General features: G+C 37.7%; 15 protein-coding genes. 5 read left to right on the forward strand and 10 right to left on the reverse strand.

Annotated features, from left to right (window positions below; translation table 11 throughout):
- Positions 1 to 104 precede the first annotated feature (104 nt).
- The 4 genes from L1275_RS02750 to hpt form a co-directional block, all read right to left on the reverse strand.
- Positions 105 to 2,261, reverse strand: coding sequence for a S46 family peptidase (locus L1275_RS02750; RefSeq protein WP_253469402.1), 2,157 nt, complete (start codon positions 2,259 to 2,261; stop codon positions 105 to 107).
- A 158-nt stretch (positions 2,262 to 2,419) separates the two neighbouring features.
- Positions 2,420 to 3,430, reverse strand: coding sequence for a GTPase ObgE (gene obgE / locus L1275_RS02755; RefSeq protein WP_253469404.1), 1,011 nt, complete (start codon positions 3,428 to 3,430; stop codon positions 2,420 to 2,422).
- Positions 3,431 to 3,577: 147 nt separating this feature from the next.
- Positions 3,578 to 4,150, reverse strand: a complete 573-nt coding sequence (locus L1275_RS02760; RefSeq protein WP_253469406.1) for an adenylate kinase — start codon at positions 4,148 to 4,150, stop codon at positions 3,578 to 3,580.
- 21 nt (positions 4,151 to 4,171) lie between these two features.
- Positions 4,172 to 4,702, reverse strand: a complete 531-nt coding sequence (gene hpt, locus L1275_RS02765; RefSeq protein ID WP_253469407.1) for a hypoxanthine phosphoribosyltransferase — start codon at positions 4,700 to 4,702, stop codon at positions 4,172 to 4,174.
- 120 nt (positions 4,703 to 4,822) lie between these two features.
- Here hpt and L1275_RS02770 point away from each other — a divergent pair, with 120 nt between their 5' ends.
- From L1275_RS02770 to purE, 3 genes are all read left to right on the forward strand, one after another.
- On the forward strand, positions 4,823 to 5,365 hold the full coding sequence (locus L1275_RS02770; protein WP_253469409.1) for a hypothetical protein: 543 nt from the start codon (positions 4,823 to 4,825) through the stop codon (positions 5,363 to 5,365).
- A gap of 84 nt (positions 5,366 to 5,449) precedes the next feature.
- Positions 5,450 to 6,604 (forward strand): 5-(carboxyamino)imidazole ribonucleotide synthase, encoded by a 1,155-nt coding sequence (locus L1275_RS02775; protein WP_253469411.1) that lies wholly within the window; start codon positions 5,450 to 5,452, stop codon positions 6,602 to 6,604.
- Between the two features lie 150 nt (positions 6,605 to 6,754).
- Positions 6,755 to 7,237, forward strand: a complete 483-nt coding sequence (gene purE / locus L1275_RS02780) for a 5-(carboxyamino)imidazole ribonucleotide mutase (RefSeq protein ID WP_253469413.1) — start codon at positions 6,755 to 6,757, stop codon at positions 7,235 to 7,237.
- A gap of 173 nt (positions 7,238 to 7,410) precedes the next feature.
- On the opposite strand, the gene L1275_RS02785 is transcribed toward purE, so the two are convergent.
- On the reverse strand, positions 7,411 to 8,382 hold the full coding sequence (locus tag L1275_RS02785) for an Rpn family recombination-promoting nuclease/putative transposase (RefSeq protein WP_253469415.1): 972 nt from the start codon (positions 8,380 to 8,382) through the stop codon (positions 7,411 to 7,413).
- A 179-nt stretch (positions 8,383 to 8,561) separates the two neighbouring features.
- Here L1275_RS02785 and L1275_RS02790 point away from each other — a divergent pair, with 179 nt between their 5' ends.
- Complete coding sequence (locus tag L1275_RS02790) at positions 8,562 to 10,589, forward strand: M3 family metallopeptidase (protein WP_253469416.1); 2,028 nt, start codon at positions 8,562 to 8,564, stop codon at positions 10,587 to 10,589.
- Positions 10,590 to 10,631: 42 nt separating this feature from the next.
- Here the strand turns inward: L1275_RS02790 and L1275_RS02795 are convergent, their stop codons facing one another.
- The 3 genes from L1275_RS02795 to L1275_RS02805 form a co-directional block, all read right to left on the reverse strand.
- Positions 10,632 to 10,991, reverse strand: a complete 360-nt coding sequence (locus L1275_RS02795; RefSeq protein ID WP_253469418.1) for a hypothetical protein — start codon at positions 10,989 to 10,991, stop codon at positions 10,632 to 10,634.
- Positions 10,988 to 11,314 (reverse strand): hypothetical protein, encoded by a 327-nt coding sequence (locus L1275_RS02800; RefSeq protein WP_253469421.1) that lies wholly within the window; start codon positions 11,312 to 11,314, stop codon positions 10,988 to 10,990. The genes L1275_RS02795 and L1275_RS02800 overlap by 4 nt, the downstream gene beginning before the upstream one ends.
- 120 nt (positions 11,315 to 11,434) lie before the next feature.
- The gene (locus L1275_RS02805; protein ID WP_253469423.1) at positions 11,435 to 13,009 is read right to left on the reverse strand and encodes a M20/M25/M40 family metallo-hydrolase; all 1,575 of its coding nucleotides are present in this window, start codon (positions 13,007 to 13,009) and stop codon (positions 11,435 to 11,437) included.
- A 223-nt stretch (positions 13,010 to 13,232) separates the two neighbouring features.
- Between L1275_RS02805 and L1275_RS02810 the strand changes: the two genes are divergently transcribed.
- The gene (locus L1275_RS02810; protein ID WP_253469425.1) at positions 13,233 to 13,496 is read left to right on the forward strand and encodes a hypothetical protein; all 264 of its coding nucleotides are present in this window, start codon (positions 13,233 to 13,235) and stop codon (positions 13,494 to 13,496) included.
- A 192-nt stretch (positions 13,497 to 13,688) separates the two neighbouring features.
- Here L1275_RS02810 and L1275_RS02815 read toward each other — a convergent pair whose 3' ends face one another.
- Positions 13,689 to 14,969 (reverse strand): sodium:proton antiporter, encoded by a 1,281-nt coding sequence (locus L1275_RS02815; protein WP_253469438.1) that lies wholly within the window; start codon positions 14,967 to 14,969, stop codon positions 13,689 to 13,691.
- A gap of 172 nt (positions 14,970 to 15,141) precedes the next feature.
- The gene (locus L1275_RS02820) at positions 15,142 to 16,542 is read right to left on the reverse strand and encodes a M17 family metallopeptidase (protein ID WP_253469441.1); all 1,401 of its coding nucleotides are present in this window, start codon (positions 16,540 to 16,542) and stop codon (positions 15,142 to 15,144) included.
- Positions 16,543 to 16,568: the final 26 nt, after the last annotated feature.

Genomic DNA, 16,568 nt, shown 5'->3' on the forward strand with positions numbered 1-16,568 from the left:
TTTTCTAAATATAGCGCCAGTCCTAAAAATGCGATATGTTAATCCTATAAACGACAAAAGCCGCTCTGTATAGAACGGCTTTTGACACTTTATGTAATCGTGATTTATTTGGTCACTAAAGTCATTTCATCAACAATGTGTTTGGCATCAGCAAACTTGTCGATAATAAACAATACGTAACGGATATCCACGTTGATTGTTCTTTGCAATTTAGCATCATAAATAACATCTCCAGCCATAGCCTCGATATTTCCATCAAACGCTAAACCAATTAGTTCTCCTTTTGCATTCAATACTGGTGAACCTGAGTTTCCTCCAGTAATATCATGGTCTGTTAAAAAGTTTACAGGCATATGTCCTTTTTTATCAGCATAGATTCCATAATCTTTTGCATTGTAAAGGTCAATTAATTTCTGTGGAACTTCAAACTCGTCATCCCCAGGAATATTTTTCGCAATAGTTCCTTTTAAAGTAGTATACCAATTTTCATCAGCATCGTTAACCTTGTTACCTCTTGGAAGGTCAATCACCTTTCCATAAGTCAAACGCAAAGTAGAATTAGCATCTGGGTAGTATTTCCCGTTTGGATTTGATTTACGAATTCCATCAACCAATAAACGATATGATTTTTGGTAATCATTTTCCAAAGCGGCTACGTTTTCAGGTTGCTCTCTATATTTATTTAAAAGTGCTGTTGAAATTTTCACCAACTCATCATTTTTCAAAGCTGCTGCATCTGGCTTAGCTAAGAAAGCTTCTGCTTTCGCTTTTGAACCAAAAATACTGCTATCAAAAGCTTTATTAACAACTGCAGTAAAGTCATTGTTATTCGCTTTTCCTAGTTCCGCAATATACGGTGCGATTTCATATCCAGTAGATTTTGTTGCGTACAGTTTTAATTGCGCTCCCAACATTTCTCTTTCTAATGGTTCATAGAACTCTCCATAAGTAGCTTCAACTACTTCTTTTAATTTAGGTAGCATTTCCGCACGAACTGCTTCAGTTGATGTAGCATATTTTTCAAAAGCACTCGCTAAACGATAAGGCGCCGCAGCCATAGCCGATGTACGCAATATGGTCATCAAATAATTATCATGACGTGCTTTTTCATTGGTAGCCGCGTAATAAGCATTGATGTTAGCCACTACGTTTCCGTATTTTGCTTTATTTTCTTTTTTATTTGCCCATTTATTAAATACAGCTTCCGATTTATCTTTAGTTGCAGCAGTTTTGTGTTCACCTAAAGCATCAATCATCCCTTGGCGGTTTTTCCAGTAATTGGCAACACCAGCGTATTTAGAAGCATAATGTAAACGAACTGCAGGATCTTGATCCATGTATTTCTTCATCACGTCCATACCCAATTTAGATCCTTCAACCCAAGCTGGATAAGCAAATTTCACATTTTGCTCGATACCTTGTGCCGGCATCCAACGGTTGGTTCTACCTGGATAACCCAAAATCATAGAGAAATCACCTTCTTTAATTCCCGTTACAGAAACTGGTAAATGGTGTTTTGGTTTTAAGGGTACATTTGACGTAGAATATTCTGCCGGATTACCATCTTTATCTGCGTATACGCGGAATAATGAAAAGTCACCAGTGTGACGAGGCCACTCCCAGTTATCCGTATCACCACCAAATTTACCAATACTGTTTGGAGGTGTACCTACCAAACGAACATCGTTATAATCTTGATATACGAAATAATAATATTCATTACCTTGAAAAAATGATTTTACTGAAACGGTGTATTTCCCACCTTCATCATTTTCTTTTTGGATTTTTGCAATCTCTTGATTGATCACTTTCTCTCTTTCAACTTCAGACATTGCATCATTTACTTGAGAAAGAATTCTTTTACTTACATCGTCCATTCTCACAAAGAAACGCACCGATAAAGCTTTAGGCTTACGCTCATCAGCTTTTGTTTTTGCCCAAAATCCATTGGTTAAAATATCATCTTGTGGTGTAGCTAATTCTGCAATTTTATCATATCCACAGTGGTGATTGGTCAAAACCAATCCTTGACTAGAAACGATCTCAGCAGTACAACCTCCATCAAATTGAACAATCGCATCTTTTAAAGAACTGTTATTGATGCTGTAAATTTCTTCAGCAGTTAACTGAAGACCCATCTTTTCCATATCTCGTTGGTTCAGACGTTCAATAAACATCAAAAACCACATTCCTTCATTAGCTCTCAGTTGAACTGGAAGTGCCAATAAAGCTACGGTTAAGAATAAAATAATTTTTTTCATAATTAATTATAGTATGTTATAAGCGCGAAGATAGGTTTTTCCGCCAATGTAGAAAAGCCTTGCTTGAGGAATATTAAAAGAAATAGAGATTATATTACAGTCTTAACAAAAATTTATGTACAAAAAAAGTCTTGCTGGGGGCAAGACTTTTTTTTGTATTATTTCACTTCTGCATTTAACATCTTCCACAAAGTATCTTTCAACTCCGTAAGTCCTTGTTGAGCTATAGAGGAGATAAACATATAAGGCACTCCTTTTAATTCGTTATCCAACTGCGCTTTAAGCTCGGTTTTTAATTCCTCATCTAACATATCTGATTTGGAAACCACCAACAACCTATCTTTATCTAACATTTCTGGATTGTAACGCCTCAACTCATCCAATAAGATCTCATATTCTTTTTTAATGTCTTCCGCATCGGCAGGCACTAAAAACAATAAGGTTGAATTTCGTTCTATATGTCTTAAAAAATAATGTCCCAATCCTTTTCCTTCCGCTGCTCCCTCAATAATCCCAGGTATATCAGCTATTACAAAAGATTGAAAATCTCTATAGGCCACAATTCCCAAATTGGGTTTTAAAGTGGTAAAAGGATAATCCGCAATTTTTGGTTTTGCCGAAGTTAATACAGACAACAAGGTCGATTTTCCTGCATTAGGAAAACCTACTAATCCGACATCTGCCAAAACTTTTAATTCCAAAATGATATCCATTTCTTCTGATGGCAAACCCGGTTGAGAGTATCTTGGCGTTTGGTTGGTAGAACTTCTAAAGTGCCAGTTACCCAAACCTCCTTTACCTCCTTGTGCGATAATTCTCTTTTCACCGTGATCCGTTATTTCAAACAGCACTTCTCCGGTTTCTTTGTCTTTTACTACCGTACCCAAAGGCACTTCAATATATCTGTCTTGACCGTCAGAACCGGTACTTCTAGATCCACCACCATCGCCACCGTGACCGGCTTTGATATGACGAGCAAACTTGAGGTGAAACAAGGTCCACAAACCTTCATTTCCTACTACATAAACGTGACCTCCTCTTCCTCCATCACCACCATCTGGGCCTCCTTTTTCAATAAATTTCTCTCTGTGTAAATGTGTAGATCCTTTACCTCCCTTACCTGAAGCAACATATATTTTTACGTAATCGACAAAATTCCCTTCAGTCATCTTTCCTTGTATTATTTTTAATTATAGTTCCGTTGTAACATCTCTTAGAGCGTTTTTCAAGTGGACTAAACTTGTGTTTCCGACTGCAAATTTAATTTATTTTCAGCAAAAAAGTATGGGTAATCGCAATAAGGTATTTGAATTTCACTAAAGCTGATCAATCACTTGGCTTAAACGCTGAGTGATTTCTTCAATAGTTCCAATACCGTTTACAGCATGATATTTGTTTTTAGCTTTGTAATAATCGATTAACGGTGCCGTTTTTTCGTTATACTCTGCGTAGCGATTTCTGATTTTCAATTCATCTTGATCATCAGAACGGCCACTGGTTTTTCCGCGTTCTAAAATGCGTTGCACCAAAATATTGTCATCAGCTTCAAGAGCAATCGTAGCCGTTAAATCCCAATCTTTAGAAAGTAACAACTCATCTAACGCCTCAGCCTGTTTAATTGTTCTTGGAAATCCATCAAATAAAAATCCATTGCAATCCTGATTTTTTTCTACCTCATCACGCAACATATCGATAGTGATTTCATCTGGAACCAACTCCCCATTGTCGATAAAAGTCTTGGCTTTTTCTCCTAGTGGCGTATTGTTTTTTAAATTAAAACGAAACACATCTCCTGTAGAAATGTGCATTAAATTATATTTTTCTTTTAAAAAAGCAGCTTGAGTACCTTTCCCTGCACCGGGCTTTCCAAATAAAACTATCGTTATCATATTCTTGTATCGTGTATGTTTTTATTTAATTTGATATATTTCTGGTATGTTTCTCCCGTGTTTATCGTAGTCCATTCCATAACCTACAATAAATTTATTGGCAATTTCAAAACCTACGTAATCCAAGGGAATTGACTTGGTATACGCTTCCGGTTTTAAACACAACGTAAATATTTTAATTTCCTTAGGTCTGTGTTGTTCAAAAAGCTCTTTTAAAGCTACCAACGTATTACCTGTATCTACTATATCCTCCACCACTATGATCCGTCTATCGGTAATATCGATATCCAAACCCAATAATTGGTTGACCTGATTGGACGATTGCGTCCCAATATACGAAGCCATTTTGATAAAACTCATTTCGCAAGCTCCAGAATAATGTTTCATCAAGTCTGAAACAACCATAAAAGAACCGTTGAGTACACCAATAAACACCGGTACTTCACCTTGCATATCGGCTTGAATTTGCTGAGCCAGTTCCTTTAATCGGTCTTGAATTTCGGAACCCGAAATAAAAGGCACAAAGGTTTTATCTAAAACTTGGATTTCCATGGGGACATAATTGTTCAATTCGCAAATATAATAAATATGAAGCGAAAATTTAAATTCCACGCAAAGAATTACAGATTTATGTTTTTTATTTGTACTGTATTTAATTTTATTACAAAACGAATGGCATCACTATTACGCAGCCGACTTGAATCTTGCTCTGCCTTATTAGAAAGTAGAACGGCACTTAAAAACCTGGTTTTATCGGAACCCGGTTATGTCGATATGCTATTTGAAATGGCTATGGACAGCGCTTTTACAAACAACCACCAAGCCTGTTGGATTCTCGAGTTAGTTATAGCCGACCAACCTCAGTTACTCCACCCGCATATAGACCCTTTTTGCCAATGCCTCAGCAGTATCAAACACGAAAGCGCTAAACGCCCCATGGCAAAAATCGCTTTCCTATTGGTGTCGTCTTCTGAATTTACCTTAAAGCCACCTCAAGAACAATTAATCATGGATTGCGCTTTGGAATGGCTGATTTCAGAAACCAAGATCGCCACTCAATGTTATGCTTTAGATATTCTAAGCGAATTGAGTGCAACATATCCCGAACTGCTTGAAATCAGTCGATCGATTATAGATCAGAGGTACGCTAGCAGCAAACCTTCGTTCCAAAGACGTTCTGAAAAGTTTGTACGCCGCCATTTCCGCTCTGTATAGAAAAAGCAGTAAACCAGCTTTAGGCATTTACGGTATGAGTATTTTAAATTATCTTTGCAAAAACACACAACAACAGACAATACTATGAATTATTTTTCTTCTGATTTTAGATTGGGAATTTTAGGGGGTGGACAACTGGGCAAAATGTTGCTTGCTGACGCTCGTAAGTTCGATATCGCTACGTTCATTTTAGACCCGAGTTCGGAAGCTCCAGCTCAATATGGTGCACATCAATTTTTCCAAGGAGACTTGATGGATTATGAAACGGTTTATCAGTTTGGAAAAAAAGTTTCCGTATTGACTATCGAAATTGAAAACGTGAATTTGGATGCTTTAGATCAATTAGAAAGCGAAGGATTATTGGTGTATCCGTCTCCAAAAACTTTACGTCAAATACAACATAAAGGTAAACAAAAAGATTTTTATACGTTGCATCAAATTCCAACAGCGCCATACACGCGATTTGACCGCCTAGAAGATTTACAAAAGCAAGTTGAAGACCAACAAATCTCCATGCCCTTTGTATGGAAGTGCGCTCAGTTTGGCTACGACGGCAATGGTGTTAAAGTAGTGCGATCGCTAGTAGATTTGCAAGGATTGCCCAATGTGGAATGTATTGCGGAGGTCATGATTCCGTTTAAAAACGAATTGGCCGTTATCGTTGCTCGTAGCGCTGCTGGTGAAATAAAAACTTATCCAGTGGTTGAAATGGAATTTCATCCCGAAGCCAATCAAGTCGAATATGTAATTTGCCCGGCTCGAATTGATGCAGAAGTAGCCGATAGAGCCCGTGCTATTGCCCTAAAAGTTTCAGAGAAATTCAATCACGTGGGACTTTTAGCAGTAGAAATGTTTCAAACCGCTGACGATGAAATTTTGGTCAATGAAGTAGCACCTCGTCCGCATAATTCCGGACATTATTCTATTGAAGCCAGTTACACCTCTCAATTTGAGCAACACTTGCGTGCCATCTTAAACTTACCTTTGGGAAACACCGACAGTAAGGTCGCTGGTATTATGGTCAATTTAGTAGGAGCCGAAGGATATCAAGGTGATGTTCATTATAAAAATATGGAGAAAATTCTTCAGATAGATGGCGTTACCCCCCATATTTATGGCAAGCGCGAAACACGTCCGTTTAGAAAAATGGGACATGTAACTATCGTCAATACCGATATGGTTGAGGCGCGTAAAATTGCACAGGTCGTAAAAGAAACCATCGAGGTCATCAGCTTGTAGTTTAACAAGCATATTGAATTAACACACCTACTGCGTTAGGGATAGTAGCGACATCCTTTGGTTTAGCGCAAGCAAAAACAAAGATATAGCGAACAGCCCGACCCGAAGGGAAACGCCCAAAGTAGCTTTGAAATAAAGAAATATAATATTATGAAAATAGCTGTAGTAATGGGAAGCATTTCGGATATGCCGGTGATGCAAGATGCCATAGACATCATTAAAGAATTTGGAATTGAGGTAGTGGTAGATATCGTATCTGCACACCGCACACCAGAAAAATTGGTAGACTTTTCATCTCAAGCACATTTGAGAGGCTTTAATGTCATCATTGCAGGCGCTGGTGGCGCGGCACATTTACCGGGAATGGTAGCATCAATGTCTCCACTACCAGTAATAGGCGTTCCTGTAAAATCGAGTAATTCGATTGATGGATGGGATAGTGTTTTGTCTATTTTACAAATGCCTGGTGGCGTTCCTGTAGCTACTGTAGCTTTAAATGGTGCTAAAAATGCTGGTTTATTAGCCGTTCAAATTTTGGGAAGCCAAGACGAGGCATTAAGAAATAAAATGATAACATACAAGGATGGATTACGCGACGTGGTGCTAGCCGCTGCTGCAAAATTAAATTCTTAGGAAGTTTATGATAAATAGTAATGGTCTTTGAGCCATTACTATTTTATCTCCATAAATTATTACAACAAGCGAACCCTCATAATGATTCCACTTCGCGAACTCTTTAGTTCATCAGTTTTTCGTTTGAGCATTTTCATTTTCTACACGACGCTTAATTTCAATATCCTCTTCTTTTATTCGTTTCCTAAGTTCTTTCGCACTTCCGTCACAAAATCCAAGGTCACCTCAGCTATATCGCAGATTTGCATGTCTGTAAAATCATACTTACTCAGTAAATTTCGTACAATCTCCGTTTTAACTTCTAGCTTTCCTTCTAGCTTTCCTTCTGCTCTACCTTCTCTTCTTGCTACTAATCCATCTTCTTTTGCTTCTTTTCTAGCCTCTTTCACTTCTTTTCTAGCTTCTTTTCTAGCTTTTTTCTTGGCTTCATTAATCTGATAATACGTTGTATTCTCTTGATCTCTTCTTCTTTTTACTTCTGTATTATACATAAACTGTTCTTCTTTGGTTAAATTAGTAAATTCCGCTAAATCAAATACTCTTTCAAATACCGTATGATTCAAAAAATCTGGTAGATGATTCAATTTGGACAGATGCTTAAGTACATACAACCACCGATCCAAATCTCCGTCTAAGTCCTCGGGTCGCTTTAAGAAAAGATCTAACTCCAAATAAACGAATTCCAATCCCGTATAAAAAACAGCACCGCTATCCTTATTACACAAGCAAACATCATGCACATGACCCGATTTTGAATCTGATATTACAAAACCGTCTATAATCGCTACAACGCATATTTGTGGGATTCTAAAATTCCACTTCTTCCTATCTTCCTTCGGCGCTTGATCTGCTATTAATCTGCTGCTATAATACAACATACGCTTTTTTAAATTGTATTGATTGCTTCGTTGTACTTCAATGATATATTTAGAACCATCTTTAGCCGTACACGTCAAATCAAAAATGACCGTCCCCATATCCTTAGAATCACCCACATACTCATTTTTATCATACACCACTTCTTTTAAGTGCTTCTGTCCTCTAAAAACGGCATGGAGCAAAGACGTCAACAGCTCTTTGTTTGGCTCGGAACCGAATATCTTTTTAAATGTAAAATCAGTAAGCAAATCAACATACCTCGCCACAACACCATAGACCTTTGATTATTAGTTATCTAAAAATAAATAACACAGAATAAACAACCAAAATATTTAACATTTTTATTTTCACACACGTCACGCAGTAACTCTGGTTATATTACCTATTCCCATCCAAAAGCACCGAAAAAATTCGTAATTTTATGTTTTTATAAATCTTCTTTACAATGACTTTATTAAATTCAAAATTTCAAACGGTTCACGATACCGCTCCGTTTACTCAAATAAAAAACTCCGATTACCTCCCCGCTTTTGAAAAAGCTATTGTAGCGACACGTCAAGAGATTGACCATATTGCTGCTAATAAAGATGCCGCTACATTTGAAAACACTTTGGAAGCATTAGCTTTTTCAGGTATGGAATTGGATCGAATATCCAATATTTTCTTTAATCTGAATTCCGCTGAAACCAGTGACGAATTACAAGAGATTGCACAGGAAATTGCACCAAAACTTTCGGCATTGGGAAACGACATCACTTTAAACGAAGGACTTTTCAAACGAGTTAAAGCCGTTTACGATATCAAAGATACTTTGACCTTAACACCGGAGCAAGACATGCTTTTGACTAAAAACTATTTGAGTTTTGTGCGCAATGGTGCTTTGTTAAAAGAAGAACAAAAGAACCGATTACGCGAAATTGACAGCTCCCTTTCAATATTGTCGTTAAAGTTTGGCGAAAATGTATTGAGCGAAACGAACAGTTACCAATTGCATTTAACCAACGAAGCCGACTTGGCCGGACTACCAGAAGGTGCCATTGAAGAAGCCCGTTCATTGGCTGAATCTCAAAATTTAGAAGGCTGGATATTTACTTTGGACTTCCCGAGTTATTTACCTTTTGTTACCTATGCAGACAATAGAAAATTACGAAAAGAATTGGCTATAGCTGCCGGTAGAAAAGCTTTTCAAAACAATGAATTCAACAACGAAGAAAACGTCTTAAAGATCGCTAAACTACGTCATGAACGCGCCAATGTGTTGGGTTATAAAACCCATGCCCATTTTGTATTGGAAGAGCGCATGGCACAAAATCCAGCACGGGTTTTTGAGTTCCTAAACGACCTGTTGAAAAAAGCCGCACCCGCCGCAAAAAAAGAATTTACAGAACTCCTTGATTTCGCCCGTGAATTAGATCAGATTGACCATTTGGAAAAATGGGATGGCGCCTATTATTCCGAAAAATTAAAACAACAACGTTTTAATCTAGACGATGAAATTCTAAAACCTTACTTTCAACTTGAAAAGGTTTTAAACGGTGCTTTTGAAGTAGCTCATCGTTTGTATCAACTTCGCTTTAAAGAAGTTTTTACTATCGAAAAATATCATGAAGATGTTCAAACCTTTGAGGTGACTGATGCAAATAACCGCTTAATCGCTATTTTCTATACTGACTTTTTCCCGAGAAAGAGCAAACGCAACGGTGCTTGGATGACTTCCTTTAAATCGCAGTACATTTTAAATGGATCGGATCAACGTCCGCATATCTCTATTGTTTGCAACTTTACCAAACCAACAGCTACTAAACCTTCTCTATTAACTTTTAATGAGGTAACTACCCTATTTCACGAATTTGGTCATGCCCTACACGGTATGCTTGCCGATACGGTTTATCCGAGTCTTTCAGGTACAAATGTGTATTGGGATTTTGTAGAGCTACCAAGTCAAATCATGGAAAACTGGTGTTATGAAAAAGAAGCCTTGGAATTGTTTGCCAAACATTATAAAACCGGAGAAGTTCTACCTATGGACTTAATCGAAAAAATAAAAGAAAGTGCTAGTTTCCAAGAGGGAATGGCTACACTACGTCAAATAAGCTTTGGACTATTAGATATGGCATGGCACGGTCAGGACCCCACTGAAATAACAAATCTAAAAGCTTTTGAAACCGAACAATTCGCCGATACGCAACTCTATCCAGACGTAGCAGAAAATGCGATGAGCACATCTTTTTCCCATATATTTCAAGGAGGCTACTCATCGGGTTACTACAGTTATAAATGGGCCGAAGTACTCGATGCCGATGCTTTTGCATACTTTAAACAACACGGAATTTTCAATAGTGAAATAGCCTTGAAATTCAAGGAAAATATTTTATCCAAAGGCGGTACCGAACACCCTATGACCCTTTATAAAAAATTCAGAGGACAAGAACCTAATCCGGAAGCCTTATTAAAAAGAGCTGGATTACTATAGGCAACTCGTCAATTCGCACAAATAAACCGAAAAAAGGCTGTTTCAAATCTTGATACAGCCTTTTTTGTATAAAAACATGAAGACCATAGTTCCTATAAAATAACAAAACACATCGTATAAGTCGGAGGTATATCGAATATTCACTGTGGGCAAATAGTATTCAAAAAAAACACTGTAATAAACAAATAAAGACCAAGCCGTCATCCATGAAAGTTGCGCCTCTGCTCCCTTTATCTGAACTAATACCGCCAAAACAATCCACAAAACCAAAGGCATCACCAACAAGTCATTGACGTAATTCTGAATAAAAGTAGGCAGTTCTACCTCAAACCTCTGTAAGAAGTATATACAAGCCCCCAAGACTAACAAGCCTAAAAAATATCTGTTTAACAATATTCTCATGCTACAATTGCCGCTATTACCCACGCGATAAAACCGCCAACCGCCATCGCAATAACCCAACCGATATAAACCACTTCAAAAACAGCACGAACCAACCAAAATCGGTGGTTTTGCATTTTCTTGATCTGTAATTCTATTTTGGAAGGTCCTTTTTCTGCTTCGCGTTTCCGCACTTCTTTAAACTGTTCTTGACGCACCAATTCACGTTGCTTGACAACGGAAAGCAAAGCACCACAATTTTCGCAATTTTCACTATTCACATTAAAGGTTCCGCATTGTGAACATCTAATATGAACCTGTGCTCCCTTAGCTGTTGTACTCAAAATTAATTTGTAAATTAGATTAAATCCAAAGTTACACCTTTTTTACGCATTTGTTATAAAAGCAAAAAGACCGACACTTGCGTGCCGATCTCTTCTAATTTGAAACTAGTATAAATACAACTAATTGTTCAGTCCTCCAGTTCTTTTCGGACTTTTTTGAGCAGGCCATTCTATAGTCTTGCCATCGCTGCTCTTGGGCAAGTTGATTTTTTGACGCGATACCAACTCCTCTTCTTGACTGGCTTTATAGGCCAATATTGCAATTAGAATCGCATTGTTACGAACCTCATCAAATACGATTTTATCATAGGTATCTCTATTGGTATGCCAAGTGTGGTTTCCATAACCCCAGCTCAAAGCTCCCAACATAAAAGCAGGTATGTCTGCACTTACAAAAGAAACGTGATCAGAACCACCTGACGATGGTGATCCGGGAAATGTCGATTTTAAATCTTTTTTGTAATCATCTGGTACATCATAAAGCCACTTTCCTAAGAAATCATAGGCATGTAGAAATCCTTGTCCGTTTAAATTGACTATTCTACCCGTTCCATTATCCTGATTAAAGACGACTTGAATTTTGTCATGCAACTCTGGATGATCTTCTACAAATGCTCGAGAACCGTTTAGCCCTTGCTCTTCACTTCCCCAATTTCCAATTAAAATAGTTCGTTTGTTATGAGGTAGTACTTTTTTTAATATCCGAGCGGCTTCCATCATAACAATAATACCCGTTCCATTATCAGTAGCTCCTGTGCCTCCATCCCAACTATCCAAGTGGGCTGATAAAACAACATATTCGTCAGGCTTTTCAGTACCCTTAATTTCCGCAATAGTATTGTATGTTTTGGTCTTACCTAGGTTTTTTGAAATTGTCTTAATTTTGATCTTAGGCTTGATTCCCTTTTCCGCCAAACGATACAAGGTTCCGTAATCCTCCAAAGCGATATCAATGGTAGGAATCTTTGTTGTAAAAGCTTCAAAGATACGATTAGCTCCCATAATCCCCGTCCAAAAGGACGATACTATACCGACTGCTCCTGCATCTTCCAATATTTTAGGCAGCGTCTTTATGTCATAACCCGTATTCGCGATTCGCTGATTCCACGACTCGGTCTGACTTTTTTTCAGGTCTTGTATTTTCGCCAAAGAGGCCGGTGTTGCATATTCCTTCCATTGTTCTTCCGATCGACCGGTTGGCTGAAGCATCGATATCAGTATAATTTTCCCTTTTGCATTGGGTAGCCATTTTTGAAAGGCAATACTATTATCGACAAAAGGCAATACAATGACCTCGGCTTCTATACCCTTATCACCCGTTGAAGGATTCCATGCCAACTGTATGGCTTCCAAAGATTTTAAACGCGGCGCTGTCATCTCCACCTGCGTCACGCCTCTCTGCCATGCTCTCCATTCTCCATATTCCTCATTGCGTGCATTTATCCCCATTTTGAGGTATTGATCTACCACCCAATCATGAGCTTGCTTCATTTGAGGTGTTCCCACTAAACGAGGGCCAATAACATCCATCAATTCAAAAGCATATTGCTCTAATTGTGAGTTTTGCTGGCCTTCTTTTACGATAGCATCGACGATTGGATCTTGTTGTTGTGCACAAACTGCTGAAGTAGACAAAATAATTATACCAAACGTCAGCCATCTAACGCTTTTATTCCTTGTAACATAGCTAAACATAGGGTGCATTTTTAAAAGGTGAGATTTTAAAGGAGCAAATTAGTAAAAATACCTCGGCTTTTCAAACCTAAAAGTAAAGAATCCATTTATCTTATGCCCATACCACACATTTCCCTTAGCCTAGACCCCGAATAAAAAAAAATAATGTAAAAATAAAATCTGTTGAAAACTGGCACTGTTTTGGATAATAATTTATCAATATAAACCCATTAACCATCTCAGTATGAAAAAATTAATTTTAACAGCACTACTTGCACTACCTATGCTCGGATTTGCACAAGAAAGGCCTAGAGTCGAAAAAAAGAACAGTGAACCAAGAAAATCTAAAGATAAAATCGCTTATATCTTAAATGATCAATTGGTCAGTAAGGCAGAACTCGATAAACTCTCCACAGAGCAGATCAAGAAAATCAATATCGTTAAAGAACCCTTTATCAAAGACGGTATAGAGTATATGGGTCAAATTCAAATGGAATCCATTGAGTAGTTATCGGGAGAGAATTTCTATCTACAATATATTCTCACTCCAATGCACTAATAATCCATATTTATTTTTATAAGTAACCACTTTCTTTAGGATCGGTTATCATATACAAATAAGTATGGATTTTTTCTATTTATCACGTGTACCGCAGCGTACATACAGGCTATTATTATCCCCAAGAAGTTTATAATTCCACTATTTCGGGGTAGCGTCTTCGAGACTCTTTTCATTACTTTCATCTTTCAATACTGCCTTGGCTACCTTTCCAATGGAAAGTCCTTGTACAACAATCGAAAACAACACCACGATATAAGTGATCTCCAACAGCATTTCTTTGTATTCGTTATAAGGCAACGATAATACCAGAGCAATCGAAACTCCACCACGAATCCCTCCCCAAACCAACACAATTAAGGATCCCTTCGTATAAATTCTATTTCTCGAAAAAACTCTATAGGGAATTAAAATCGATAACATCCTCGAGAATAAAACAACTATTATCGTAATTAGTGCCAACCAGATATGTTTTTCAATATCGGGTAATAACAACAATTCAAATCCGATAAACATAAAAAGAATAGCATTTAGAATTTCATCAATTAACTCCCAAAACTTCGTGAGATAATCCTGAGTTTCGTCGTTCATCGCCACCTTTTTCCCGTAATTGCCAATAACGAGTCCTGCAATGACCATGGCAAGCGGACTTGACACATGCAGGGTTTTTGTTAGTAAAAACCCACCCATAACCAAGGCTAATGTAATCAATACGGTCACTTTATAATCGTCTATTTTTTTCATCACATGAGATGCAGAATATCCCAGTATCAATCCGACCAAGACCCCGCCAATAACCTCTTGCGCAAAGAATTTAGATACAGACAAAAAAGTAATGCTTACCTCATCACTGATCGCTAATTTCAATACTACGGCAAACATAACTACGGCAACCCCATCGTTAAATAGTGATTCTCCTGTAATCTTTGTCTCTATTGATTTGGGAACTTTTACCTGCTTTAAAACACTTAAGACCACTATAGGATCCGTTGGTGAAATAAGTGTTCCAAATAACAAACAATATATAAACGGAATACTGACCCCAAATAAAGGACAGATATAAAACAAAATGGCCGCTATAAAAAAAGCGGATAAGACGACGCTGACGGTAGAGTATAACATAATAGCTACCCGATGTTCTCGTAAATCGGCGATATTGATATGTAACGCACCGGCAAACAACAAAAAATTCAACATGGCGCCCATCAACACCTCGTCAAAATCAAATTGGCTGATCAACTTAAAAAAATCTCGAGTTGCATCTGGAAAAAGTTGATCGCCAAGCAGTCGAATACCTATGGATACCAACACGGCAATAACCATTATTCCAATAGTTGTGGGTAATTTTAGAAAGCGCAAATTCAAATAGGCAAACCAAGATGCCAATACTATAAAAACGGAAAAGGTATAATAGAGTTCCATAAAATTGAATCGTTTACTTCAAATTTAATCAAAAAACAACAAGTAATTACTCCTGATTCGAAGATACTTATTAAGCTGATACGCGAATGCGCCCATTCGCCCATTCGCTAATAAACAAAAAAAGCAGCCCCAAAGGGCTGCTTTACATATATAATTCTCGATAAAAAACCGTTTAAACTCCTTTGTACTGAGCCAAGAAGTGCACTAAAGTACGAATTCCGGTTCCGGTTCCGCCATGTCCTCTATAATTCTGTGGAGCTTCTGTAAAAGCAGGTCCTGCAATATCGATATGAACATACGGATATTTAGCAAAATGCTCTAAAAACTTACCTGCAGTAATGGTTCCTGCATTACGACCACCAATATTTTTTAAGTCGGCAATGGAGGACTTTACTTGTTCTTTGTAATCATCCCAGAAAGGCAATAAAGCCAAACGTTCGTGTACGGCAAATCCAGATTTTACTAAAGCTGCTAAAACGGCATCGCTTGCATTACCCATAAGGCACGAAGCACGGTCTCCCGCCACCATTAAGGCTGCTCCAGTAAGTGTTGCAGCATCAATAATCAATTCGGGCTCGTATTGATTGGCATAGGCAATAGCATCACCTAAAATCATACGTCCTTCAGCATCGGTATTCAAAACTTCTACTGTGGTACCGTCATACATGGTAATTACATCACCAGGTGTGTAAGCGTTTCCACCGGGTCTATTATCCGTTGCAGGAATCAAACCGATGATATGTACATTCATTTTATTTAAAGCCGCCGCATAGATAGTACCCGCCATACAAGCTGCACCACCCATATCCGATTTCATCAAATCCATAGAACTCGGTGTCGGCTTTAAACTCAAACCTCCCGTGTCATACACCACCCCTTTACCAACTAAAACCACCGGTTTTGAATTGATAGCATTGACTGGTTTATATTCCATAATCGTGAAAGTCGGAGGATCAATCGACCCCTTGTTTACAGCAATTAATCCACCCATTTTCAGGTCTTCAATTTTTGCCTTATCCAATACCTTTACGTCGAAATGAGCTTCCTGACCTAATAATTCAATTTCTTTGGCCAATTGTTCCGCAGTCAAAAAACTAACGGGCTCGTTAACCATCGTTCTAGCCCAATACACCGCTTTAATAGTGTGGTTTAAATCACTGATTATTTTAGCGTCAAAAGCACCTTTTAACTGAATCTGTTTTAAGGCATAGGTTTTCTCTGCTGCATCTTTGAAATATTTTAAAAACTGATAGTTTGACAAAGCTATACCTTCTGTCAATGCTAGAACGGCATCGGTATTACCGACTACAGTTAAATTATCTGCTTTAACATCCAATTGGGTGCGTATCGCATATCCAGCAAGTCGCATTTTCTCTAAATCAGCGTTTTCTTTTACAAAAAAGAAATATTGATTGCTCATTTTAACGAAATCACTTTCTTTTTTTGACTTTAAGAATTCTTCTACAAAAGTAGAAAGCCATTCCATATTAGGAAATTCAAGTGTATTTTGTTCCGTGCCCAGGACATAAACGACATTTGCCTGAGTTTGGATTTCATTAACCAGTTGTATCATTTTATTATTTATTTTAGAAATACAAA

The sequence above is a fragment of the Flavobacterium sp. HSC-61S13 genome (assembly GCF_024171535.1).
Taxonomy (GTDB): Bacteria; Bacteroidota; Bacteroidia; order Flavobacteriales; family Flavobacteriaceae; genus Flavobacterium.